The 25,206-nt window shown below is 76.3% G+C and carries 12 protein-coding genes; 10 read left to right on the top strand and 2 right to left on the bottom strand.

Going from position 1 to position 25,206, the window contains the following annotated elements:
- The 3 genes from F8274_RS12345 to F8274_RS12335 form a co-directional block, all read left to right on the top strand.
- The coding region (locus F8274_RS12345; protein WP_151462440.1) for a zinc-binding alcohol dehydrogenase at positions 1-617 on the top strand (617 nt) is incomplete at its 5' end.
- Positions 614-1,432, top strand: coding sequence for a sugar phosphate isomerase/epimerase family protein (locus tag F8274_RS12340; RefSeq protein WP_151462439.1), 819 nt, complete (start codon positions 614-616; stop codon positions 1,430-1,432). The genes F8274_RS12345 and F8274_RS12340, both read left to right, overlap by 4 nt.
- Positions 1,429-2,787 (top strand): hypothetical protein, encoded by a 1,359-nt coding sequence (locus F8274_RS12335; RefSeq protein ID WP_151462438.1) that lies wholly within the window; start codon positions 1,429-1,431, stop codon positions 2,785-2,787. Before F8274_RS12340 ends, F8274_RS12335 begins: the two co-directional genes overlap by 4 nt.
- Before the next feature lie 9 nt (positions 2,788-2,796).
- Here the strand turns inward: F8274_RS12335 and F8274_RS12330 are convergent, their stop codons facing one another.
- Both F8274_RS12330 and F8274_RS12325 read right to left on the bottom strand, forming a co-directional pair.
- On the bottom strand, positions 2,797-4,929 hold the full coding sequence (locus F8274_RS12330; protein ID WP_151462437.1) for a molybdopterin-dependent oxidoreductase: 2,133 nt from the start codon (positions 4,927-4,929) through the stop codon (positions 2,797-2,799).
- Between the two features lie 58 nt (positions 4,930-4,987).
- Positions 4,988-5,317 (bottom strand): hypothetical protein, encoded by a 330-nt coding sequence (locus F8274_RS12325; protein WP_225853751.1) that lies wholly within the window; start codon positions 5,315-5,317, stop codon positions 4,988-4,990.
- A 306-nt stretch (positions 5,318-5,623) separates the two neighbouring features.
- Between F8274_RS12325 and F8274_RS12320 the strand changes: the two genes are divergently transcribed.
- The 7 genes from F8274_RS12320 (at position 5,624) to F8274_RS12290 (ending at position 25,206) form a co-directional block, all read left to right on the top strand.
- Positions 5,624-6,019 (top strand): DUF2267 domain-containing protein, encoded by a 396-nt coding sequence (locus F8274_RS12320; RefSeq protein ID WP_151462435.1) that lies wholly within the window; start codon positions 5,624-5,626, stop codon positions 6,017-6,019.
- A 327-nt stretch (positions 6,020-6,346) separates the two neighbouring features.
- Complete coding sequence (locus F8274_RS12315) at positions 6,347-9,814, top strand: AMP-binding protein (RefSeq protein ID WP_151462434.1); 3,468 nt, start codon at positions 6,347-6,349, stop codon at positions 9,812-9,814.
- Positions 9,811-12,930 (top strand): thioesterase domain-containing protein, encoded by a 3,120-nt coding sequence (locus F8274_RS12310; RefSeq protein ID WP_151462433.1) that lies wholly within the window; start codon positions 9,811-9,813, stop codon positions 12,928-12,930. The genes F8274_RS12315 and F8274_RS12310 overlap by 4 nt, the downstream gene beginning before the upstream one ends.
- Positions 12,927-15,230 (top strand): lantibiotic dehydratase, encoded by a 2,304-nt coding sequence (locus F8274_RS12305; RefSeq protein ID WP_151462432.1) that lies wholly within the window; start codon positions 12,927-12,929, stop codon positions 15,228-15,230. The genes F8274_RS12310 and F8274_RS12305 overlap by 4 nt, the downstream gene beginning before the upstream one ends.
- Positions 15,227-18,727 carry a non-ribosomal peptide synthetase gene (locus F8274_RS12300; RefSeq protein ID WP_151462431.1) on the top strand — a complete coding sequence of 1,167 codons (3,501 nt, stop codon included), beginning with the start codon at positions 15,227-15,229 and terminating at the stop codon, positions 18,725-18,727. Before F8274_RS12305 ends, F8274_RS12300 begins: the two co-directional genes overlap by 4 nt.
- Positions 18,728-18,766: 39 nt before the next feature.
- Positions 18,767-24,226 carry a type I polyketide synthase gene (locus F8274_RS12295; RefSeq protein WP_151462430.1) on the top strand — a complete coding sequence of 1,820 codons (5,460 nt, stop codon included), beginning with the start codon at positions 18,767-18,769 and terminating at the stop codon, positions 24,224-24,226.
- Between the two features lie 26 nt (positions 24,227-24,252).
- On the top strand, positions 24,253-25,206 hold the full coding sequence (locus F8274_RS12290; protein ID WP_151462429.1) for a TauD/TfdA family dioxygenase: 954 nt from the start codon (positions 24,253-24,255) through the stop codon (positions 25,204-25,206).

Raw genomic sequence — 25,206 nt, 5'->3', positions numbered from 1 at the left:
TGACCGCCGTGCTCGCCGGCGACCTGCACCTCGGCGACTGGGTGGGAGTCTTCGGGCAGGGCGTGATCGGGCTGCTCGGCACCCGGCTCGCCGTCCTCTCCGGAGCCCGGGTCGTGGCCGTCGACCGGGTACCGGGCCGGCTCGCCCACGCCACCCGGCTCGGCGCCCGCCGGGTGGTCGATGCCACCGTCGACTCCGCCGCCGCCGCGCTGCACGCGGCCACCGGCGGCCGCGGCGCGGACGTCTGCCTGGAGCTGTCCGGGTCGTACCCGGCGCTGCACGAGGCGATCCGCGCCACCACCCACGCCGGCCGCGTCGTGGCCGCCGGCTTCTACCAGGGGTACGCCCACGGGCTGGGGCTCGGCGAGGAGTTCCACCACAACCGGATCCAGCTGGTGGCGGCCCAGATCTCCGGGCCCGCCCCCGCGCCCGGCACGGCCGGCCGGTGGACCGGGACCCGGATCGCCCACACCTTCATGGACCTGGTGGCCGAGGGCAGCGTCGACCCGCTGCCGCTGGTGAGCCACGTCGTCGACGCGGGCGCGGTGGCCGACGCGCTGGCGTTGCTCGACCGCGGTGACGGTGACGCCCTCCAAGTGGTGCTGAGGTTCCCATGACCATCCCCCTCGCCTGCCAGGAGCAGTTGCTCCCCGGCGCCGGCCTGTCCGAGAAGTACGCCCTCGCCGTCTCCCTCGGCTACCAGGGCATCGAGCTGCGCGGCTGCGGCGACCTGGGCCTCGCCCGGCGGCTGCCGGAGCTGCGCCGCGCCCGCGCCGAGGGCGTCGTCCTGCCGACCGTCTGCGTCGAGATGGACCACTTCATCGGCGACTTCGATCCCGAGCGGTCCCGGGACGCCGTGCGCAACCTGCGCTCCCAGCTCTCGGTGATCGCCGAGCTCGGCGGCCTCGGCGCCATGACCCCGGCCGCCTGGGGGATGTTCTCCCGCCGGCTGCCGCCGTTCGAGCCGCCCCGCCCGCCCGAGGGCGACCGGCAGGTCCTCGTCGACGCCCTGGGCGAGCTGGGCGAGCACGCCCGCGCCGAGGGGGTCACCCTCTTCCTGGAACCCCTCAACCGGTACGAGGACCACATGGTCAACCGGCTCGACGAGGCGGTGGCCCTGTGCCGTGCCGTGGCCCTGCCCTCGGTCCGGGTGGTCGCCGACACCTACCACATGAACATCGAGGAGGACGACGCCTGCGCGGCGCTGCGCGCGGCCGCGCCCTACCTGGGGCACGTGCAGGTCAGCGACTCCAACCGGCACCAGCCGGGCGCCGGGCACCTGGACTGGACGGCGCTGCTCGCCACCCTGGACGAGATCGGCTACCCCGGCTGGCTGGCGCTGGAGTGCCGGCTGCGCGGCGATCCCGTCGCCGCCCTGCGCCAGGCCGCCACCGTCCTGGGTCAGGCCCGGCCGCGGCGGGTGGCGGCGTGAGCGCCCCCGGCGAGGCCACCGGGGTACGGTCCGGCCGCACCGGCGCAGCCGAGCGCGCCGCCCGGCTGCGCCGGCTGGCGCTGGCCACACTCGACGCCAACTGGGAGCACGACCACACCGTCCCGTCCCGCACCCTCTATCCACACCAGTGGAGTTGGGACTCGGCGTTCATCGCGGTCGGGCTGGCGCACGTCCGTCCCGACCGGGCCTGGCGCGAGTTGCGCAGCCTGTTCGCCGCGCAGTGGGCCGACGGCCGGGTGCCGCACATCGTGTTCAACCCGGCGCTGCGGGTCGGCGCGTACTTTCCCGGGCCCGAGTTCTGGGACTCGGCCCGGGCCGAGGGCGCCCCGGCGGCGGCCACCTCGGGGATCGTCCAACCGCCGGTGCACGCCCCGGCCGCCTGGCTGGTGCACCGCCGCGCCCCCTCCGAGGCGTCCGTGGCCGCGCTGCGCTGGCTCTATCCGCGGCTGGTCGCCCAGCAGCGCTACCTGACCGGCCGGCGGGACGTCGGCGGGGGCGGGCTGGCCGCCGTGGTGCACCCGTGGGAGTCCGGTCTGGACAACAGCCCTGCCTGGGACGCCCCGCTGGCCGCGGTGCCCGCCGACGAGGCGGTGATGCGGGCGTACCGCCGGCACGACACCGCGCACGCCGACTCCGCGCACCGCCCCACCGACCTGGACTACGCGCGCTACGTCACACTCGTGGACGCGTACCGGGCGGGCCGCTACCGGGACGACGGGCTGCTCGGGCGGCATCCGTTCCTCGTGGAGTGCCCGCTGGTCAACGCGGCGCTCGGGGTCTCCGAGCAGGCCCTCGCCCGGATCGCCACGGTGGTCGGCGCCGACCCGGGGCCGCACCGGGACCGCGCGGCCCGGATCACGCAGGCCCTCGTCGACCGGCTCTACGACCCGGTGAGCGGCACGTTCCGCCCGCGCGACGTCCGGGCGGACCGGCTCGTCCCGGCCCGCACCGTGCTGGGGCTCCTGCCGCTGATCCTGCCCGACCTGCCGGCCCGCCAGGCGCGGGCGGTGCTTGCCGAGGCGTGCTCGCCCCGGTTCGGCCTGGCCGCCCGGATGGACCGCCCGCTGCCCACGCACGACCGCACCGCGCCGGACTTCGAGCCGCTGCGTTACTGGCGCGGCCCGAGCTGGGTGAACACCGGCTGGCTGCTGTGGCGGGGGCTGCGCGCCCACCACCGCCCCGACCTGGCCGCCGGGCTGCGCGAGTCCCTGCTGGACCTGGTCGACGGGGCCGGCTGCCACGAGTACTTCCACCCGGACACCGGGGCCGGGCTCGGGTCACCGGCGTTCAGTTGGACGGCCGCGCTCGTGCTCGACGCCCTCGCCGAGGGGTGAGCCGCCGGCTCAGCCGGCCGGCACCGGGGCCGGGTCGGCCGGCGCCGGCACGGCCGCCGCGTCGGCGGGCGGCTCCGGGATCAGCAGCTCGGCCGGCACCGGCTCGACCTCGACCCGGCAGTCGTGGAAGGTCGGCGCCTCGCCCAGGTCGGTGTCGCGCACCGCGGTGACCGCGTTGACCGTGGCCCGCCCGGGGCTGAGCCGCGCCCAGTACGCCTTGTAGGTGAACGCCAGGCCCGGCCGGGTCGCCTCGTCCACGGCGACCGCCGCGAGGAACGCACCCCGGTCGTTGCGCACCCGCACGGCGTCGCCGTCGGCGAGACCGCGCGCCGCCGCGTCATCCGGGTGCAGGTGCACCCGGGGCGGCCCGGTCCGCCGGGCATGCCAGGGCAGCGAGGCGAAGGTGGAGTTCATGAGGAACCGGCCCGCCGGGGCGAGCAGCACCAGCGGGAACCGGCGGGCCAGCTCGGGGTCGGCCGCCTCCACGGGCGGCGTGTGCCCGGGCAGCGGGTCCACCCCGAGCCGGGCCAGCGCCGGGTCGTGCAGCCGGGCCCGGCCGTCCGCGGTGGGGAAGCCGCCCGCGGCGAAGGGTGCGGAGCCGACCGGCACCCCGGTGGTCCGGGCGTACGTCTTCTGCCGCAGCTCCTCGAAGCTGACCGGCGTGCCGGCCAGCAGCTGTCGGGCCAGGTCCTCGTCGCTGTCGCGGAACCGCGGGTGGTCGATGCCGAGCGCGGCGGCGATCCGCCGGAAGATCTCGGTGTTCGGCAGCGCCTCGCCGGGCGCCCGGGTGACCGGCAGGTTCAACGTCGTGTAGTGGTGGCCGTAGGACGAGTGCAGGTCCAGGTGCTCGGGCTGCATGGTGGCCGGCAGCACCACGTCGGCGTAGTCGCAGGTGTCGGTCCAGCGCTGCTCCAGCACCACGGTGAACAGGTCGGTGCGGCGCAGGCCGGCGAGGAGCCGGTTCTGGTCCGGTGCGGTGGCGGCCGGGTTGGAGTTGAACACCACCAGCGACGTCACCGGCGGGTCCGCCTCGCCGGTGAGCACGGTCGCCAGCCGGCTCATGTTCAGCTTCCGGGCCAGCGGGGCCGGCATGCCGGGCGGCCGGACCACCCGGCCCTCGTCGATCGGGTGGTGTCCGCTGGTCGACACCAGCGCGCCGCCGCCCGGGTGCCGGAAGTCGCCGGTGACCAGCGGCAGCGCGCAGATGGCCCGGATCGCCTGGCCGGCGCCGTGGTGCCGTTGCAGGCCCAGGCCGACCCGGACGGCGGTGGGCCGGGTGGTGGCGATCCGGTCGCCGAGGCGGCGGACCACCTCCACGGGCAGGCCGCACTCGGCGGCGGCCCGCTCCACCGGCCACTCGTCGAGCCGGGCGGCCAACTCGGGCCAGCCGACGGTGTGCGCGGCCAGCCACTGCTCGTCGGCGGCACCGGCGTCGCGTACGTGCCGCATGAGGCCGAGGGCCAGGGCCGCGTCGGTGCCGGGCAGCGGGGCGACGTGCTCGTCGCTGCGGGCCGCGGTGTCGGTGCGCAGCGGGTCGACGGTGACCACGTACGCGCCGCGCTCCCGGGCCCGCTGCACGAACGGCCACAGGTGCAGGTTGGTGGCGAGCGGGTTGGCGCCCCAGAGCACGACCAGCTTCGCCGCCACGATCGACTCCGGCTCGAAGCCGACCGAGCCGCCGTAGATCGACTGCAGCGCCGCCCGGGCCGCGCCCGTGCAGATGGTGGTGTCCAGCCGCGACGCGCCCAGGTGGGCGAAGAGCCGCTGGCCCATCGTCCAGCCCTGCACGTGCCCCATGGTGCCGGCGAAGTAGTAGGGCAGCACCGACTCCGGGCCGTCGCGGTCGATGCTCGCGCGCAGCCCGGCGGCCACCCGCTCGACCGCCTCCGCCCAGCTCGCCGGCCGGTAGCCGACCCGCCCGGCGCCCTTCGGGCCGGTGCGCACGTAGGGCGTGGTCAGCCGGTCGGGGCCGTTGACCGCGTCGAGGTAGCGGTTGACCTTGCCGCAGAGCGCGCCCCGGGTGAACGGGTGGTCGCGGTCGCCGCGCAGGGCGACGGCCCGGCCGTCGGAGACCGTGAGCTGCCAGACGCAGGTGTCGGGGCAGTCCAGCGGGCAGGCGCCGGGGTGGGTGGTACGGGCCATGCGGCGAGCCTACCGAGCGGCGGCGCCCGCCCGGTTCCCGCACGGGTGGCCGGCCGGGTCAGACGATCGGCCGCCAGTCCGGCCCGTCGGGCCGCCCGGTCGAGGTGAGCGCGGCGAGCATCACGGCCTCGACCTGCTCGGGCGTCAGGTGCTCCCGGCGGTCGGCGCCCGGCACGTAGGCGCCCCACGCCCGGCCGTCCGGCTCCTGCACGACGACGCCGACCGGGTCGCGGTGGTCGCTCACGGCGGCGATGACGCCCCACGGCCGGTGGATGTGCACCTGCTGCTGGAGATCCGGGTCGAGTTCCCGCAGCCACCGCCGGACGGTCTCGCGGTCGTCCAACTCGACAGTCTCCGTCCCGGTCCGGAAGAGGCCGTACGTGCTCACCCGCTCGGCAACGTCCTGCCGTTCCGGACCCGCTCCACCCAGGAGTCTGCTCAGCCACCCCATCCGGATGCTCCGTCCCGCGTCGGTGCCCGGCGTCCCGGGCGTCCCGGCGGATGTGCCCCGCCGTGCGACGGCGGCAAACCCGGCACCCTGGCGCGGAGCGCTGACCTCCGCTCAGCGCGTACCGGTGGCCGATCCGCAGTTTGCGGCGGCCGGGCGCGGGTAACCGCGGGCGCGACGCTCCGGGAGTCCGGGCCGGGGCTTGTCGGATACCCGGCAGCGGCCGGCGACGACAGGAGTGCGGCTGTGCGGTTTCCCCGATTCGTCGAGGCGGTGTCCCGCCGGGCCGAGCTGCCCACCGGCCAGGCCGCGACGATCTCGCGGGCGGTGTTGCAGACCCTCGCCGAGCGGATCACCGCCACCGAGTCGGCGGACCTGGCCGCGCAGCTGCCGGACGAGGTCGGCAGCTATCTCGCCGCTCCGGGCGAGGGCGGCACGACGGGTGGCGCGGTCGCGTTCCTGTACCGGGTCGCGGAGCGGGCCGGAGTGGACCCGGCGGTCGCCGAGGTGGGCTCCCGCGCGGTGCTCGCCACCCTGCGCGAGACGGTCACGGTCGGCGAGTTCCAGGACCTCGTGGCGCAGCTCCCCAAGGGATTCGACGCGATGGTCGACCCGATCCCGCGACCACCGTACGATGTGTAGTCAGGCACCCCGGGACGCGTGTTGAGCTGCGGCGACGAGGCCACCCGCGGTGGAAATTCCACGGTCCGGAAGTATTTTCACCGTAAAATAACTCGTGAGTAGACGCTTACGCGGTAAATCGTCTACGCGCTAGAGGGATGATCGGTCGAATTCCGCCGTCCGAGCTTCCACGGGTCGTCATCCCTTCGGCTTGACCTGAATCGATGCCGTCCCCATCGAGAGATTGAGCTTTATTCTGCTCCCAGTGTGAAGTCCTGGGGGGGATCATGATCACATTCACCGAACGCTGCGCGCCTGCCGTCCACGGGGAACAAACAGCCCGCTGACATGGCACAGCCGATGATCATCAATCGTTTCGGCGAGGTCGCGGCGCATCACGGTGATCGGCCGGCCCTTCTCGGCGAGACCCACGAGGTCGACTATGCCGGGTTGGCCGGGATGGCCGGGGGACACGCGGCCGCGCTCGCCGCCGCCGGCGTCCGACCCGGTGACCGCGTCGCCCTGCTCACCGCGCACGGCGCACCGACCGTCGCGGCGCTGCTCGGCGCCCTCGCCGCGGGATGCGCCTACGTGCCGCTGGACCCGGGCTTCCCGGTCGACCGGCTGCGCCACATGCTCGCCGCCGCCGGGGTCACCGCCCTCGCCTGCGCCGCCGAACACCGCGAGCTGGCCCGGGACCTCGCCGACGGGCGGACCGTCGTGCCGCTGGACGAGGTGCCGCCGGCCCCGCTGCGGCCCGTGCCGGTCGACCCGGACGCGCTGGCGTACGTGCTGTTCACCTCGGGCTCCACCGGGGTGCCCAAGGCCGTCGGGCAGACCCACCGCAACCTGGCGCACGTCGTCGACAACCAGATCGCCGCGCTGGCCATCGGCCCGGCCGACCGGCTCAGCCTGCTCGCCTCGTTCAGCTTCGACGCCGCCATCCCCGACCTCTACCCGGCGCTGCTCACCGGCGCCGCCGTGGTCCCGGTCGACCTGCGCCGGCACGGGCTCGCCCACGCCGTCGGGCAGCTCGACCGGCACCGGGCCACCGTGCTGCACTGCACGCCCACCGTCTACCGCTACCTGCTCGACACCCTCGGCGACCGGCGCCTCGACGCGGTCCGGGTGGTGCTGCTCGGCGGCGAGCAGGCCACCTACGCCGACGCCCTCCGCGGCCGGGACCGGTTCGCTCCCGACTGCCGGCTGGTCAACGGCTACGGCGCCACCGAGATGACGTTCGTGGCCCGGCACGTGCTCCCGCTGTCCACGGTGGACGCGGCCGCCGCCGGCCCGCTGCCGATCGGCACCGCGTTCCCCGGCTACCAGGTCGACCTCGCCCCGGACACCGGCGAGCTGGTGGTCCGCAGCCGGCACCTCGCACCGGGCTACCTCAACCAGGACAGCGACCGGTTCACCGTGGACGCCGACGGGCTGCGGGCGTACCGCACCGGCGACCTCGGCCGGCGGCTGCCCGGCGGCGAGCTGGTCTGCCTCGGCCGGCTCGACCGGCAGGTCAAGGTGCGCGGGCACCGGGTCGAGCTGACCGAGATCGAGGCCGTGCTGGCCGCCCAGCCCGGCGTGGCCGGCGTGCGCGCCATCGCCCGGAACGGCGAACTGCTGGCGTACGCCCGGCCGGCCGGCGACCGCCCCGACCCGGCCGCCCTGCGCGCCGCGCTCGCCGCCGCGCTGCCCGGGTACGCGCTGCCCCGCGCGGTCGTGCTGCTCGACGAGTTCCCGCTCACCGTCACCGGCAAGGTCGACGAGCGGGCGCTGCCCGACCCGGCGGCCGAGGTGCCGGCCGGCGCGGCGCCCGCCACCGACACCGAGCGGGCCGTGCACGACATCTGGTGCGCCGTGCTCGGCCGGCCGGCGGTGTGCCGCACCGACAGCTTCTTCGACGTCGGCGGGCAGTCCCTGCTGCTGGGCCAGGTGCAGCAGCGGCTCGCCGACCGGTTCGGCGTTCGCGTGCCGATGCTGCGCCTCTTCGACCACCCCACGGTGGCCGCCCAGGCGGCGCTGCTCGACGCCCCGCCCGAGGCGGTCCGCGCCCCGGTGCTGCCCGCTCCCGCCGCGCCGGCCGCCGCGGCCCGCGACTACACCGGCGACGAGATCGCCGTGGTCGGCCTCGCCGGCCGCTTCCCGGGCGCGCCGGACGTGGCCACCTTCTGGTGGAACCTGTGCACCGGGGTCGACTCGATCCACGAGCACACCGACGAGGAGCTGGCCGCCCTGGGCGTCGGGCCGGGGCTGCGCGCCGACCCCCGGCACGTGCGGGCCGTCGGCCGGCTCGACGGGGTCGCCGACTTCGACGCCGGGTTCTTCTCCTTCGCCGCCGACGAGGCGGCCCGGACCGACCCGCAGCACCGGCTCTTCCTGGAGACCGCCTGGGAGGCCCTGGAGGACGCCGGGCACGACCCGGAGCGTTTCCCCGGCCTGGTCGGGGTCTACTCGGCCACCTCCGCCAACCGGTACTTCCTGTTCCACCTCATGGACAACCCGGCCGTGGTGGGCGACGTCGACCCGGACGACTGGGAGGCCCGGCTGATCGGCCGGCAGTTCACCGACCACCTGCCCGGGCAGGTCGCCTACCGGCTCGGGCTCACCGGGCCCGCGCTGGCCGTGCAGAGCGCCTGTTCCAGCTCGCTGGTCGCGGTGTGCCTGGCCGCGCAGAGCCTCGCCGACTACCAGTGCGACCTCGCCGTGGCCGGCGGGGTGACCGTCACCTGGCCCCGGCACCGGCACACCCCGGGCGGGCTGGCCTCGCCGGACGGCCGCTGCCGTGCCTTCGACGAGGGCGCCAACGGCTCGGGCTTCGGCTCCGGTGCCGGGGTGGTGGCGCTGCGCCGGCTCGCCGACGCGCAGGCCGACGGCGACCGGATCTACGCCGTCCTGCCCGGCTGGGCGGTCACCAACGACGGGGCGGACCGCGCCGGCTTCGCCGTGCCCGGGCCGGCCGGGCAGGCCGCCGCGGTGGCCAACGCGCTGGCCACCGCCGAGGTCGCCCCCGGTGAGGTCGGCCTGGTCGAGGGGCACGGCAGCGGCACGCCGCTCGGCGACGCCATCGAGGTCGCCGCGCTGCACGAGGTGTACGCGGGTGCCGCGCCCGCCGACAGCTGCGCGCTCGGCTCGGTCAAGACCAACATCGGCCACCTCGACGCGGCCGCCGGGATCGCCGGGCTGATCAAGGCGGTGCTCGCCGTGCGGCACGGGGTGATCCCGCCGAACCTGCACTTCACCCGCCCGCACCCGGAGATCGACCTGGCCGCCGGCCCGTTCTACGTGCCCACCAAGGCGCGGGACTGGCCCGAGGGGCCGCGCCGGGTGGCCGGGGTCAGCGCCTTCGGGCTCGGCGGCACCAACGCGCACGTCGTGGTGGAACAGCCGCCGCCGGCCGACCCGGCCGACCCGCCCGGCGACGGGCCGTGGCTGCTGCCGGTGTCGGCGCGTACCCCGGCGGCGCTGCGGGCCGCGCTGGCCCGGCTGCGGGCCCACCTCGGCGGCGACGCCCCGGCGTTGCCCGAGGTGGCCGCCACCCTGGCGCTCGGCCGGCGGGCCTTCGCCCACCGGGCCGCGGTGGTCGCCGCCGACCTGACCGGCGCGCTCGCCGGGCTGGACGCGCTGCTGGACACCGACGCCCGGGTCGCGGGCGAGGGTGGCCCGCTGCGCGAGCTGGCGGCCGACTGGGTCGCCGGGCGGGACGTCGACTGGGACGCCCTGCACCCCGAGGGCACGGTCCGGCGCACCGGCCTGCCCACCTATCCGTTCCAGCGCCGGCGGTACTGGATCGACCCCGTCCAGAAAGGACCGCGGTGAACTGGTTCGTCTCCGCCGGAAGCCGACCCCAGGCGCCGGTGCGGTTGTTCTGCCTGCCCTACGCCGGTGCCGGCGCGAGCGCGTTCCGGCGCTGGCAGGAGGGGATCGGCCCGGACGTCGAGGTGCTGCCGGTGCAGCTGCCCGGCCGGGAGAACCGGATCAGCGAGGATCCGCGCTTCGACGTCGCCGAGGTGGCCGACGCCGTGGCGGCCCGGGCCGACCGCCCGTACGCCCTCTACGGCCACTCGATGGGCGGCCGGCTCGGCTACGAGGTGGTCCGCGAACTGCGCCGGACCGGCCGGCCCCTGCCGCTGCGCCTCTACGTCGGCGGCGCCCGCGCCCCGCACGTCACCGCGCCCGGCCCCTTCGACGGGCTGTCCCGGGCCGACGACGACGAGCTGCTGCGCCGCCTCGGCGACGGCGGCGGCCTGCCCGCCGAGCTGTTCGAGCACCCCGAGCTGGTGGAGCTGCTGCTGCCGCTGCTGCGGGCCGACTTCGGCCGGGTGGACGGCTACCGGTACGTGCCCGGCGAGCCCCTGCCGCTGCCGATCGTCGCGTTCAGCGGCCGGGACGACCGGGCCGTCACCCGCGAGCAGCACGCCGCCTGGGCCGAGCACACCGCCGCCGGGTTCACCCTGCATGAGCTGGCCGGCGGCCACTTCTTCCTGCATGACCAGCTCCCCGAGCTGCTCGCGCTGATCCGCGCCGACCTGGCCGCGGCCCTCGGCGCCGAGACCACCCGCACCGGCACGCCGGGCGCGGGCACGGACCGGGTGCACACCGCCGGCCGCGGGACCGCCGGCGGTGTGCACCGGGTGCCGCTCCGCGACACCGCCTGGTCGGTGTGGCGCGACGCCATCCTGCGCACCACCGGCTTCCCGGCCGACGGCCTGGACCTGTTCGCCGCGCCCCGGGCTGCCGCGGCGGCCGACGAGCTGCTCGCCACCGGCACCGGCGAGGACCGCTACGACAAGGAGTTCGACGAGGCGGTCCGCGCCGGTGCCCAGCGGATCAACGAGCTGGCCGCCGACCCGCTGCTGCGCGAGGCGGTCACCTGGCAGAACCGGGGCGCCCTGGTCGCGCTGGACGGGCTGGCCCGCGGCGGCGCCGACGCGGCCCGCAACGTGCGGCGCCGGGACCGGGAGCGGGCGCTGCTCAAGTACTGGCAGCGCTACGGCGGAAAGAACGAGACGGTCGGCTTCTTCGGCCCGAGCTGCTGGGTGACCGTCGACCCCGACCAGCCGGAGACCGCCCGGATCCGCCCCGGCGCCGGGCTGACCCGGCGGCGCTGGGTGTGGTTCGAGTCCTGGGCGCTGGCCGCGTACGCCGAGCGGATCGGCGCCGACCTGGCCGTCCGCCGGTGGTGGCCGCCGGTGCTGCGCCCGCACCTCGCGGTCCGGGACCGGACCGTGCTGCGCCCCGGCCGGCCCCCGCTGGCGCTGACCCCGGTGGAGGCGGCCCTGCTCGCCGCCGCCGACGGCGACCGCTGCGCCGCCGACCTGGTGGCCGACCCGGCCATCGGCCTGCGCCGCCCCGAGGACGGGTACGCCCTGCTCGACCGGCTGGTGGAGCGGGAGCTGATCAGCTGGGACGCGGCGCTGCCGGTCAGCCCGGACGCCGAGCGGGTGCTGGCCGACCGGATCGCGGCGATCGGCGACGAGGCCGCCCGCAGCGCCGCGCGGGACGGTTTCGACCGGCTCCGCACCGCCCGCGACGAGGTGGCCGGGGCGGCCGGCGATCCGGTGCGCCTGCGCGCCGCGCTGGACACTCTCGACGCCACGTTCACCGAGCTGACCGGCGCCCCGGCCGTCCGCCGGGCCGGACAGATGTACGCCGGCCGGACCATCTGCTACGAGGACACCGCCCGCGACCTGGACGTGGTCTTCGGCGCGCCGCTGCTCGCCGAGCTGGCCGCCCCGCTGGACGTGCTGCTGCGCGCCGCCCGGTGGATGGCGAACGCCCTGGCCGACGCGTACGACGAGGTGTTCCGGGGGCTCTACGACGAGCTGCGCACCGAGGCCGGCGGCGGTCCGGTCGCCCTCGCGGACCTGTGGTTCCTGGCCCAGGGCCTGTTCTGGGGTGCGGGCGAGCGGCCGGTCGACGGGGTCGCCGCCGACTTCGCGGCCCGCTGGGCCGGGCTGTTCGGCCTGGACGCGCTGCCGCCCGGCACCACCGACGTGCGGCTGCGGGTGGCCGACCTGGCCGACCGGGTCGACGCGGTCTTCCCGGGCGCCCGGGCGACCTGGTCCAACGCCGTGATGCACAGCCCCGACCTGCAGATCTGCGCCACCGACGCGGCGGCGCTGGCCCGGGGCGAGTACACCGTGGTGCTCGGCGAGCTGCACGCCGCCTGGTCGTCGTTCGACTGCGCGGTCTTCACCCCGTCGCACCCGGACGTGGAGCGGCTGCGCGCCGCGCTGGCCGAGGACATGGGCGCGCGGCGGATCCGGCTGCTCTTCCCCACCGAGTGGCCCCGCCGGACCAGCCGCACCTCCGAGTCGCTGACCGGGCCCACCGACCGGCACCTGGCCTTCCAGGACGCGCCGGGCGGGGAACCGGCCCGGGTGCTGCCCACCGTGGACCTCACCGTCGGCGAGGTCGACGGCCGGCTCGTCGCCACCGCCTCGGACGGGCAGCGGTGGCCACTCACCGAGGTCTTCGCCGAGCTGTTCAGCGCCCACGCGGTGGACGGCTTCAAGCTGGTCGCCGCCGCGCCGTACACGCCCCGGATCACGCTGGACCGGCTGGTGATGGCCCGGCAGACCTGGCGGACAACGGTGGGGGAGAGCGGCCTGGCCCAGGCCACCGGCGAGCGGCAGCGCTTCCTGGCCGTGCGGGACTGGCGGCGCCGGCTCGGCCTGCCCGAGCAGGTCTACGTCAAGCTCGGCACCGAGACCAAGCCGTGCTTCGTGGACCTGTCCAGCCCGGCCTTCGCCAACATGTTCTGCGCCATGGTGCGGGCCGCCCGGGTCGACGGCGGCGACGACGCCTCGCTCACCGTCAGCGAGATGCTCCCGACCACGGACCAGGCCTGGGTGCCCGACGGCGCCGGCCGCCGCTACTTCAGCGAGCTGCGCCTGCACATCGTGGACACCGAGGGGACGGAGAACCGATGAGCCACCTGCTGCCGCTGGGGGAGACCGGCTGGTCGGTCTGGCGGGACGTGGTGTTGCGCACCGCCGGGTTCCCGGCGGAGGGGCTCGACCGGTTCGCCGCACCGGAGGCGGCCGCCGTCGCCGACGCGGTGCTGACCGGTGCGAGCAGCCCCGACCTGCTCGACAAGGTGCTGCGCGAGGCGTTCGCCGACTCGTCCGCCGTCGTGAACGAGCTTGCCGCCGACCCGCTGCTGCGCGAGGCGGTCACCTGGCAGAACCCGGACATGCTCGTCGCGCTCGACGGCCTGCTGCGCACCGATCCCGAGGTGCGCAACGTCCGCCGGCGCAAGCGCGAGCTGAGCCTGCTGCGCTACTGGCAGCGGTACTGCGGCAAGGCCGAGACGATCGGCTTCTTCGGGCCGGTCTGCTGGGGGACCCTCGATCCGGCGGAGCCGGCTGTCCGGTTGTCACCCGGCCCGTCGCTGGTCCACCGGCGGCACGTGTTCTTCGAGGCGTGGGCGCTGATCGCGTACGCCGACCGGCTGGGTGACGACCTGGCGGTGCGCCGCTGGTGGGCTCCCGCGCTGCAACCGCACCTGACCGTCGAGGGGCGCCAGCTGCGCTGGCCGCTGCACCCGCCGATCGCGCTGACCCCGACCGAGGCCCGGCTGCTCTCCGCCTGCGACGGGCGGACCCCCGCGCGGGAGCTGGCGGAGCGGCTGCACGCCGACGGCGAGGTGCACGGCGTCGACGACGTCTACCTGCTGCTCGACCGGTGGGTCGATCGCGGTCAGCTCATCTGGGGCGCCAACCTGCCGGTCAGCCCGGACGCCGAGGAGGTGCTCGCCGAGCGGATCGCGCTCATCGGCGACGAGGGCGTCCGGGCCGAGGTGGCCGCCAATGTCGACCGGCTCCGCGCGGCCCGGGACGCGGTCGCCGCGGCCGCCGGCGACCCGGACCGGCTCGGTGCCGCCCTGGCCGCGCTGAACACCGAGTTCACGGCGGTGACCGGCCGCCCGGCCACCCGCCACAGCGGCCAGATGTACGTCGGCCGCACCGTCTGCTACGAGGAGACCGCCCGGGACCTGGAGTTCACCGTCGGCTCGGCCGTCCTGGACGCGCTGGCCGCCCCGCTGGGGCTGGTGCTCCAGACCGCCCGCTGGTTCACCGGGGAGGTCGCCACGCGGTGCGCCGACCTCTTCGCCGAGCTGCACGGCGAGCTGGCCGCCGACGGCCCGGTGCGGCTGGCGGACCTCTGGTCGCTGGCGCAGGGGACGCTGGTCGCACCGGACGGCCCGATCGGCCGGGCCGGTGCCGCCTTCACCGAGCGGTGGGCGGAGCTGTTCGGCCTGCGCGACCTGCCCGCCGGCCAGGCGGAGCTGCTGCTGCGCGCCGACGACCTGGCCGAGCGGGTCCGGCTGCTCTTCCCCGCGGAGCGCCCCGGCTGGCCGTCGGCCCGCCTGCACAACCCGGACGTCCAGGTCAGCGCGGCCTCACCGGAGGCGATCCGGCGGGGCGAGTTCCTGCTCGTCCTCGGCGAGCTCCACCCGGCCCACGTCGCCTACGACAGCGCCGTGTTCAGCCCGTTCCACCCCGACCCGGCGGCGCTGCGGGCCGCCGGTGACGCCGACCTCGGCCCGGCCCGGCTGCGGCTGCTCTGGCCGGACAGCTACCCCCGGCGGACCACCCGCACCACGTACGGGCTGACCGGGCCCGCGGACCGCCAGCTCGGCATCGACACCGCACACGGCGCGGACCCCGACCAGCTGGTGCCGGCCACCGCGGTCACCGTGGAGGGCGCCGCCGGCCAGCTGGTCGCGGTCTTCCCCGACGGCGGGCGCTGGCCGCTCATGGAGGTCTTCGCCGGCCTGCTCGACTCGCTGCTGCTGGACGCCTTCAAGCTGCTCGACCCGGCCCCGCACACGCCCCGGATCACCATCGACCGGCTGGTGGTGGCCCGCCGCACCTGGCGGAGCACGGCGGGCGGGTGCGGCCTCGCCGGGCACGCCGACGAGATCGCCCGCTACCTCGCCGTGCGCCGGTGGCGGGCGGCGGCCGGCCTGCCCGAGCGGGTGTTCGTCAAGGTCGGCACCGAGATCAAGCCCTGCTACGTCGACCTGACCGGCCCGCTGTACGCGCAGTCGCTCTGCGCCATGGTCGACGCCGCCCACCGGACCAGCCCGGACGTCCCGATCGTGGTCTCCGAGCTGCTGCCCGCCCCGGCGGAGTCCTGGGTCACCGACGCGCAGGGCCGCGGCTACGTCAGCGAACTCCGCCTCCAGATCACCGACCCAGCCGAGCACCGGGGAGACCACGGGTGACCGACATCCTGACCGTCAGCGCCGCGTACGGGGCGGACCTGCCCTGGCCGGACGCCACCCTGGCCGATCTGATCACCGCGCAGGCCGTCCGCACCCCCGACGCGGTGGCGGTACGCCAGTGGGACACCCGGCTGACCTACCGGCAGCTCGTCGACCGGGCCGCCGGGGTGGCCGCCGCCCTGCGCGAGCGCGGCACCGTTCCCGGCGACCGGGTCGGGGTCTGCGGGGCGCGTACCCCCGACCTGGTGGTCACCGTGGTCGGTGCGCTGCTGGCCGGCGCCGCGTACGTGCCGCTGGAGCCGGGCGGCCCCCGCGAGCGGCTGCGCGAGATCGCCCGGGACGCCGGGATCCGGGTGGTCGTCGGCGACGCCGCGGCGGCCGAGTTCGGCGACGAACCCGGCGTCGAGGCGGTCGGGCTGCCCGGCCCGGCACCGCTCGTCCCCTGCCCGGCGCGTCCCGGCGACCCGGCGTACGTGCTGTTCACCTCCGGCTCCACCGGCCGGCCCAAGGGGGTGCTCACCACCCACCGCAACGCCGTCGAGTTCGTCACCGGGGTCGCCGCGCTGACCGGCGCCGACGCCTCGGTACGCAGCCTCGGCATCGCCTCGCTCGGCTTCGACGCGGCCACCATGGACCTGTTCGTGCCGCTGCTGCTCGGCGGCGCGGTGCAACTGCTCGGCGCCGACGACCGGGCCGACCCGGTCCGGCTCGCCCGGTTCGTCGCCGCGCACGAGGTGACCTGGGGCTTCATCACCCCGACCGTGCTCGCCCTGCTCGACCCGGCGGAGCTGCCCTCCTGGCGGGTGCTGCTCTGCGGCGGCGAGGCGGTCCCGGCCGAGCTGGTCGTCCGCTGGGCGCCCGGCCGGCGGTTCCTCAACGGCTACGGCCCCACCGAGACCACCGTGCTGGCGGTCAGCGGTGACCTCACCGCCGCCGACACCGACCCGGTGCCCATCGGCGGGCCCCTGCCCAACCACCGGGCGTACGTCGTGGACGCCGACCTGCGGCCGGTGCCGCCGGGGGAGACCGGCGAGCTGCTGATCGGCGGCCCCGGCCTGGCCGACGGCTACCTCAACCGGCCCGCGCTGACCGCCGAGCGGTTCGTCCCCGACCCGTTCGGCGACCGGCCGGGGGAGCGGCTCTACCGCACCGGCGACCTGGTCCGGCAGGCGCCGGACGGCCGGATCGTCTACCTCGGCCGGGCCGACCGGCAGGTCAAGGTGCGCGGCCAGCGGATCGAGCTGGGCGAGGTCGAGGCCGTGCTGGCCGGCCACCCCGGCGTCGACGGGGTGGCCGTGGAGGCCGTGCCCGGCCCGGCCGGCACCGAGCTGGTCGCCTTCCTCACCCCCGCCGACGCGCCCGGCGACGAGGCGCTGCGGGCGTACGCCGGGCCCCGGCTGACCACCGCGATGCTGCCGGCCCGGACGGTGCGGCTGGCCGCGCTGCCGGTCAGCCTGACAAGCGGCAAGCTGGACCGGCCGGCGCTGCGCGCGCTCGCCGCGGCGGCTCCGGAGGTGGCCGAGGGGGCCGGCGGCCGTGACCCGGTGGAGGCGGCGGTCCGGCGGCTCTGGATCCGGCTGCTCGGCGCGAACCCGGAGCCGGACAGCGACTTCCTGGCGGCCGGCGGCAACTCCATCGCCGCCATGCGGCTGGTCGCCGCCCTCCGCGCCGAGCTGGGCCGGCGGGTCGACACCCGGGTGCTGTTCACCGACCGCACCTTCGGCGCGCTGGTCGACCGGGTGCGGGCCGCCGCGCCCGCCGACGGCGACGGCCTGACCACCGGCAACCCGCCCACGCTGTCCCCGCCGCAGCGGCGGCTCTGGTTCATGGACCAGCTCGCCCCGTCCAGCGCGCCCTACAACATCGCCGTGGCGCACCGGCTGCGCGGGCCGCTGGACCCCGCCGCGCTCGGCGCCGCGCTGCGCGCCGTGGCCGAGCGGCACGACGTGCTGCGCTGGCGGATCCCGCAGACCGGCGGGGTGCCGTACGCGGTCCGCGAGGAACCGACCGACGTGGCCGTGCCGGTGGTCGACCTGACCGGCGCCGCCGACGCCGAGGCGGAGCTGGCCACCATGCTCGCGGCCGGGGCCGGGCACTCGTTCGACCTGGCCACCGGGCCGCCCTGGCAGGTGACCGTCTACCGGCTCGACGCCGACACCCACGTGCTCGCGATCACCGTGCACCACGCGGTCTTCGACGGCTGGTCCGAGGCGCTGCTCTACGACGAGCTGGCCGGCGCGTACGCCCGGGCGGTCGCCGGTGCGCCGCCGGCCCGGCCGGAGCTGCCCGCCACGTACGCCGACTACGCGGTCTGGCGGGCGGAGCGCGACCTCCGCCGGGGCGCGGCCGACCTGGCCTGGTGGACCGACCACCTGGCCGGCGCCCCGACCGTGCTGGACCTGCCCCGCGACCGGCCCCGCCCGGCCGTGCAGACCTACGCCGGCGTGGAGGCCGCGGTGCGGCTCACGGAGGCGGCCGACCGGGCGGTGCGCGACCTGGCCGCCCGGCGCGGCACCACCGTGGCGGCCGTGCTGCTGGCCGGCTTCGGCGAGCTGCTGCGCCGGCTCACCGGCGGCGACGACCACGTGCTCGGCGCGATCGTCGCCGACCGGCGGCTGGCCGCCTTCGACGACGTCATCGGCTTCTTCATCGACACCGTGCCGGTGCGGGTCCGCACCGGCGGGGCGACTTTCGCGGGGCTGGTCGACCGGTGCGCCGCCGAGCTGCACGCGGTCACCGAACATCCCGGCGCGCCGCTGGAACGGATCGTCGAGGCCCTCGGCGTCGGCCGGGACACCGCCCGCGCCCCGCTCGTGCAGGTGCTGTTCAACGTGCTCAACTTCGTGCCGCCCCGGCTCGCGCTGACCGGCCTGGCGGTCGAGCCGGTGCCGGTGCCGAAGCCCGGCTCGCCGTTCGACATCACCGTCTACGTGGTGGAACGCGACGGCCGGGCCGGCGTCGAGGTGGTGCACAACCCCGACCTGTTCGACGCCGACCGGATCGAGGCGCTCCTGGCCGACCTGGCCGCCCTGGTCGGCGCCCTCGCGGCCGACCCGGACGCGCCCGCCGACCGGGTCGCCACCGACCTGCCCCGGCCGGCCGTACGGGTGCCGGCGCTCGGTGCCATGACCGTGGCGTCCGCCGAGCCGGCCCGGGCCCCGCTGCCCACCGGGCCGGACGCGCTCACCGCCACCGAGGAGCTGATCGCCGGCATCTGGCGGGACGTGCTCGGCCGGGACCGCGTCGGCGTCGCCGACAACTTCTTCGACATCGGCGGCCACTCGATGGCCCTCGCCGCGGTGCACGCCCGGCTCACCGAGGCCACCGGCCGCTCCCTCACCATGCTCGACCTGTTCCGCCACCCGACCGTGCGGGCCCTCGCCGCCAGCCTCGACGGTGCCGCCGACCGACCGGAACTCGCGCGGGCCGCGATGCGGGCCGCCGCCCGGCGCGGTCGCGCCCGCCGTACCCCACCCCGACGACCGAACCAGCCGTGACGCCCTCCCCGACGTACCGCGTGAGCTAAGGAAACCCCGATGCAGAACGACATTCCCACCACCGACGACGGCATCGAACCGATCGCGATCGTCGGGCTCGCCGCCCGCCTACCCGGCGCGGGCGACGTCGACGAGTTCTGGCGCAACCTGGTCGACGGCGTCGAGTCGGTGACCGAGCTGACCCGCGAGGAGCAGATCGCCCGCGGCGCCACCCCCGAGGAGGTCGACGACCCCGGCTGGGTGAACCGCGCCCCGCTGGTCGACGGCTACGACGAGTTCGACGCCGGCCTGTTCGGGATGACCGCCCGCGAGGCCGAGATCACCGACCCGCAGCACCGCCTGTTCCTGGAGACCTGCTACACCGCGTTGCAGGACGGCGGCTACGACCCGGCCCGCTACGACGGCGCGGTCGGCGTCTACGCCGGCACCGGCGGCAACACCTACCTGCACCGCAACGTGCTGCGCAACAAGCGAGTCGGCGGCAGCCCGCACGGCGCGGTCTCCCTCGCCACCGGCAACTCGCCGAACTACGTGGCCACCAACGTCTCCTACCGCCTCGACCTGCGCGGGCCCAGCCTCACCGTGCACACCGCCTGTTCCACCTCGCTGGTCGCGTTCCACCTGGCCTGCGAGGCGCTGCGCAACGGCGAGTGCGACATGGCCCTGGCCGGCGGGGTCAACATCGAGCTGCCGCACATCGGCTACCTCGGCATGGACGGCTTCACCTCCCCGGACGGCCGCTGCCGCCCGTTCGACGCGGCAGCCAACGGCACGGTCTGGGGCAGCGGCGTGGGGGTCACCCTGCTCAAGCGCCTCTCCGACGCGATCGCCGACGGCGACACCATCCGCGCCGTGGTGCTGGGCAACGCCATCAACAACGACGGGGCCGGCAAGGTCGGCTTCACCGCCCCCAGCATCGACGGCCAGATGGAGGCCGTCGCCCAGGCGGTCGGCCTGGCCGGCATCGACCCGCGCACCATCAGCTACGTCGAGGCGCACGGCACCGGCACGGCGCTCGGCGACCCGATCGAGATCGCCGCCCTCTCGGCGGTGTACACCAAGGACACCGACGACCGGGGCTGGTGCGGCATCGGCTCGGTGAAGTCCAACATCGGCCACCTCAGCCAGCCGTCCGGCATCGTCAGCGTGATCAAGACGGTGCTGGCCATGGAGCACGGCCTCATCCCGCCGACCATCAACTACGAGAACCCGAACCCGGGCATCGACTTCGCCGACACCCCGTTCTACGTGGCGAACACGCTGACCAAGTGGGACACCGACGGCGGGCCGCGGCGCGCCGGGGTCAGCTCGTTCGGCATCGGCGGCACCAACGCGCACGTGGTGCTGGAGGAGGCGCCGGCCGCGTACCGGACCGAGCGGCGGGTCCGCCCCGCGCACCTGCTCCAGGTTTCGGCGAAGACCCCGACCGCGCTGGACACCGCGGTCAAGAAGCTCGCCGACCACCTGGAGAACGGCACGGCGGGGGGTCCCGAGCTGCTCGCCGACGTCGCGCACACCCTGCGGGTCGGCCGCCAGCCGTACGCGCACCGCGCCGCCGTGGTCGCCAGCGACCTGCCGTCCGCGGCGGCCGCCCTGCGGGACAAGCGGAAGGCGCATCGCGGCGCCCTCGACGGTCCCGCCCCGCGGGTGGCCCTCCTGTTCAGCGGCCAGGGTTCCCAGTACGCCGGCATGGGCGCCGAGCTGTACGCCGAGGACCCGTCGTTCGCGGCCACCGTGGACGAGTGCGCCGAGCTGCTCCGCCCCGAGCTGGGCCTGGACATCCGGGACCTGATCCTCGGCCGCGACCCGGAGGCGGGGGACAAGCTCACCGAGACCCGCTACACGCAGCCCGCCCTGTTCACCGTCGAGTACGCCCTCGCCACCGCGTGGCGGCGGGCCGGGATCGCCCCGGCCGCGATGCTCGGCCACTCCATCGGCGAGTACGTCGCCGCCACCGTGGCCGGCGTGCTCACCCTCCCCGACGCCCTGCGGGTGGTCGCGGCCCGGGGCCGGCTCATGCACTCGCTGCCGGCCGGCTCGATGCTCGCCGTGACGCTGGACGAGTCGGCGGTCGCCGACCGGCTTCCCGAGGGACTGTCGGTGGCCACCGTCAACGGTCCGGGCACGTGCGTGGTGGCCGGCGAGACCGCGCTGGTCGAGGAGTTCGCCGCGAGCCTGGGCGGCAGGAGCAAGTCCAAGGTGCTGCGCACCTCGCACGCCTTCCACTCGCCGATGATGGACCCGATCCTCGACGAGTTCACCGCGCTCATGGCGAGCGTGCCGCTGCGCCCGCCGGCCGTGCCGTTCCTGTCCAACGTGACCGGCACCTGGATCACCGAGGTGCAGGCCACGGACCCCGCGTACTGGGCCGCGCACCTGCGTCGGCCCGTCCGCTTCGGCGACTGCGTCGCCACGCTGCTGGCCGAGGGCACCTGGGCGCTGGTCGAGTGCGGTCCGGGCCGGCAGCTCGCCAACCTGGCCCGGATGCAGGTCGCCAAGGCGTCCGAGGCGCAGCGGAAGCTGACCCCGCTGGGCAGCCTGCCCGGGCCGGGTGAGCCGACCGGTGACCTGGCCACCCTGCTCGGGACCGCCGGCGCGCTCTGGTGCGTCGGGGTGCCGGTGAGCCTGGCCGTCGACCCCGACGCGCGGCGGGTGCCGCTGCCCACCTACCCGTTCGAGCGGCGCCGCTACTGGGTCGACCCGGATCCGGTGGAGCAGGCCGCCGCGCCGGTCGAGACCGGGCCCCGGCCGCTGCCGGAGTGGTTCGCGGTGCCGGTGTGGCGGCAGGCCGCCCCGGCGCGGACCGTCGTCCCGCTGGGCCGGTGCCTCGTGCTGGCCGACGGCCCGCGCGGGGAGGCGCTCGTCGCCGCGCTGCGCGCCGCCGGCGACGACCCCGTCGAGGTACGCGCCGGCGACGCCTTCGCCGCCACCGCCACCGGCTTCCGGCTGCGCCCCGGCGTCCGCGAGGACCACGAGGCGCTGGTCGCGGCGCTCGGCGCCGACCTGCCCCGCCGGATCGTGCACGCGTACGCCCTGGACGGCGAGCCGGCCGGGACCGACATCGCCGCCGCCTGGGCCGCCCAGGACCGGGGCTTCTTCAGCGCCCTGCACCTGGTGCAGGCCCTCGCCGGCGCCGGGCTGACCGCCGACGAGGAGGGCATCCGCCTCGACCTGGTCACCGCCGGCATCGGCGACGTGCGCGGCGACGACCTGGTCCGGCCCGAGTACGCCACCCTCGCGGGCCTGGCCCGGGTGCTCCCGGTCGAGCTGCCCGGGCTCACCGTCCGGCTGGTCGACGCGGACACCGCCGCGCGGGGGGTCGCCGCGCTCGCGGCCGAGCTGCGCGGCCCTGCCGACCCGGAGCACCCGGAGGTGGCGCTGCGCCGCGACCGGCGCTGGGTGGCCGGCTACGAGCAGGTCACCGTGGACGCCGAGGACGCGCCGGGCGTGCTGCGCGAGGCCGGCCGCTACCTGATCACCGGCGGTCTCGGCGGCATCGGCGTGACCCTGGCCGAGGACTTCGCCCGCCGGGCCCACGCCAAGCTGGTGCTGCTGGCCCGCTCCGGCCTGCCCGAGCGGGACCGGTGGGACGAGCACCTGGCGGTGCACGGCGGGGCCGACCGGGCCGGCCGGGCCATCGCGGCGATCCGCCGGATGGAGGCGGCCGGGGCCGAGGTGCTGGTGCTCGCGGCCGACGTCACCGACCCGGACGACCTGGCCCGCGTACGCGACGCGGCGGTCTCCCGGTTCGGCGGCCTCGACGGCATCGTGCACGCCGCCGGCCTGCCCGGCGGCGGCATGGCCGAGGTCAAGGACCGGGCGGAGGCGGAGCGGGTGCTCGCCCCGAAGCTCGCCGGCACCCTCGCCCTGGCCCGGGTCTTCGGCGACCTGCCGCTGGACTTCGTGGCGCTCTGCTCCTCGATCACCGCGGTGATCGGCGGCTTCGGCCAGGTCGACTACTGCGCGGCGAACGCCTTCCTGGACGCGTGGGCGCGCGCCGGCGCCGGCTTCCGCGCCCCCGTGGTCTCGCAGAACTGGGGCGGCTGGGCCGAGGTCGGCATGGCCGTGGAGACGAACGCCCCGGCCGCCTTCCGGGCCGCCGGGCGGGACTCCGTCACCGCGCCGGTGGACCACCCGGTGCTCGCCACCAGGGTGACCGGACCGGACGGCACCGTCCTGCACGGCCTGGTCTCCGCCGGCACCCACTGGCTGCTGGACGAGCACCGGATCGGCGGGGTGCCCGTGGTGCCGGGCACGGCCCACCTGGAGTCGGTGCGGGCCGCGGTGACCGCCGCGCTGCCCGCCCCGGCGCCGGACGCCGCCGTCGAACTGCGGGACGTGGTCTTCCTGGAGCCGTTCTCGGTGCCGGACGGCACGGTCGCCCAGTACCGGGTGGAGCTGACCCCGGCCGAGGACGGTGTCGACTTCACCGTGGCGAGCCTGGCCGCCGGTCAGCTCCGCACCCACGTGCGGGGCGCCGCCGGCTGGACCACCGAGCCCGCCCCGCCGGCCGGCACGCCCGCCGTCGCCGGCCGCCGGGTCGACGACGACGCCTCGTTCGGCCGGGGCCGCACCAGCATGCTCACCTTCGGCCCCCGCTGGGCCGCGCTGGCCGAGCACCACCTGGCCGAGGGGGAGGAGCTGGCCCGGGTCGAGGCGCCCGCCGCGGCGCTGGGCGACCTGCCCTCCTGGGGCCTGCACCCGGCGCTGCTGGACGTGGCGACGGCGTTCGGCCGCGGCCAGGGCTCCGGCACCTACCTGCCGCTGTCGTACGGCCGGATCGTGGTGCGCGGGACGCTGCCGGCGACCTTCCACAGTCACCTGCGGCACCGGCCCAGCGCCACCGAGGAGGTGGTGGCCGCCGACCTGTCGCTGCGCGACACCGAGGGCCGGGAACTGGTCGCGATCAGCGACTTCGTGCTGCGCAAGGTGGACCAGGGCGCGGTGACCGGTGGCCTCGCCGACGCCCCGGCCGCCGCCGGGGCCGCGCCGGCGCCGGTCACCGAGGACATCCGGCCGGTCGACGGGGCCGAGGCGTTCCGCCGCAGTCTCACGGCCGGCCTGGGCGCGCAGGTGGTCATCACCACCCGCACCGTCGCCGACATCCGGCGGCGCTCGGCCCGGGTGACCACGGACAGCCTGGAGGCGGAGACCGATGCCCCGGCCACCGCGGCGAGCGGCACGGGCGGCGGCTCGGCTGCCCCGTCCACCGAGTTGGAGAAGACCATCGCCCAGGTGTGGCGGGACGGCCTCGGCGTGACCGACGTCGGCGTGGACGACGACTTCTTCGCCCTCGGCGGCAATTCGCTGGTCGCGGTGCAGTTGATCGCCGCGATGCGCAAGGCCACCGGCGTCCGGCTGCCCATGCGCAGCCTCTTCGAGACCCCCACGGTCGCCGGGCTGGCCGCCCGGATCGAGGAGCTGCGGGCCAACCAGCCCGCCGACGACCCGGCCGCGCCGGCGGCGATCCCGGCCATCCCGCGGCTGCCCCGCGCCTGACCACGAGAACAAGGAGACACCGCATCATGAGCGACACGATCGCCACGCTGCCGGTGGTCGTCGAGAACGACGGCCGGGCCCTGACCGACCTGATCGCGGCCCGCCGCGCCGAGCTGCGGGCCACCCTCGTCGAGCACGGCGGGCTGCTGTTCCGCGGCTTCGACGTCGGCGGGGTGGACGGCTTCGACGGGGTGGTCCGCGCCCTGTCCGGCGAGCCGCTGACCTACACCGAGCGTTCCTCGCCCCGGCACTCCATCAAGGGCCGGGTGTACACCTCGACCGACTACCCGCCGGACGAGGAGATCTTTCTGCACAACGAGAACTCGTACCAGGCGCGTTGGCCGCTGACCCTGTTCTTCTACTGCATCACCGCGCCGGAGACGCGGGGTGCCACCCCGCTCGCCGACGTCCGCCGGGTCCACGACCTGATCGACCCCGAGGTCCGCGAGGAGTTCGTCCGGCGGCGCTGGATGCTGGTGCGCAACTTCCACGGCGACTTCGGCACCCGCTGGCAGGAGGTGTTCAACACCGAGAACCGGTCCGAGGTCGAGGCGTACGCGGCGGCCAACGGGATCACCGTGGAGTGGGTCGGCACGGATGGTCTGCGCACCCGGGCGGTGCGGGACGTGGTGCACCACCGGCCCGGCTCGGACACCCCGCGCTGGTTCAACCACGCCACCTTCTTCCACGTGAGCACCCTCCCGAAGGACTACCAGGAGGGGCTGCTGGCCATGTTCGGCGCCGACGGGCTGCCGTCGAACACCTACTACGGCGACGGCGGCGAGATCCCCGCCGACGTCATGGACCACCTGCGCGCCGCCTACCGGGCGGCCACGGTCCGCTTCGACTACCAGCGCGACGACGTGCTGGTGGTGGACAACATGACCGCCGCGCACGGCCGGGAGCCGTTCACCGGCCCCCGCAAGATCGCCGTGGCGATGGCCGAGCCGCACACCCCCGACACCCCTGGAGCGAACTGA

Origin of the sequence: Micromonospora sp. AMSO31t, from assembly GCF_008868175.1 — a bacterium.
Lineage (GTDB): Bacteria > Actinomycetota > Actinomycetes > Mycobacteriales > Micromonosporaceae > Micromonospora.
Note: the sequence above shows the minus strand (reverse complement) of the source record. Positions and strands in the feature narration are given on the sequence as shown.

Bases quoted from the DNA above. Each gene is read 5' to 3' on its own strand.
- F8274_RS12340 (WP_151462439.1), top strand. From the start codon at position 614: ATGACCATCCCCCTCGCCTGCCAGGAGCAGTTGCTCCCCGGCGCCGGC.
- F8274_RS12330 (WP_151462437.1), bottom strand. From the start codon at position 4,929: ATGGCCCGTACCACCCACCCCGGCGCCTGCCCGCTGGACTGCCCCGAC.
- F8274_RS12315 (WP_151462434.1), top strand. From the start codon at position 6,347: ATGGCACAGCCGATGATCATCAATCGTTTCGGCGAGGTCGCGGCGCAT.
- F8274_RS12305 (WP_151462432.1), top strand. From the start codon at position 12,927: ATGAGCCACCTGCTGCCGCTGGGGGAGACCGGCTGGTCGGTCTGGCGG.
- F8274_RS12295 (WP_151462430.1), top strand. From the start codon at position 18,767: ATGCAGAACGACATTCCCACCACCGACGACGGCATCGAACCGATCGCG.
- F8274_RS12290 (WP_151462429.1), top strand. From the start codon at position 24,253: ATGAGCGACACGATCGCCACGCTGCCGGTGGTCGTCGAGAACGACGGC.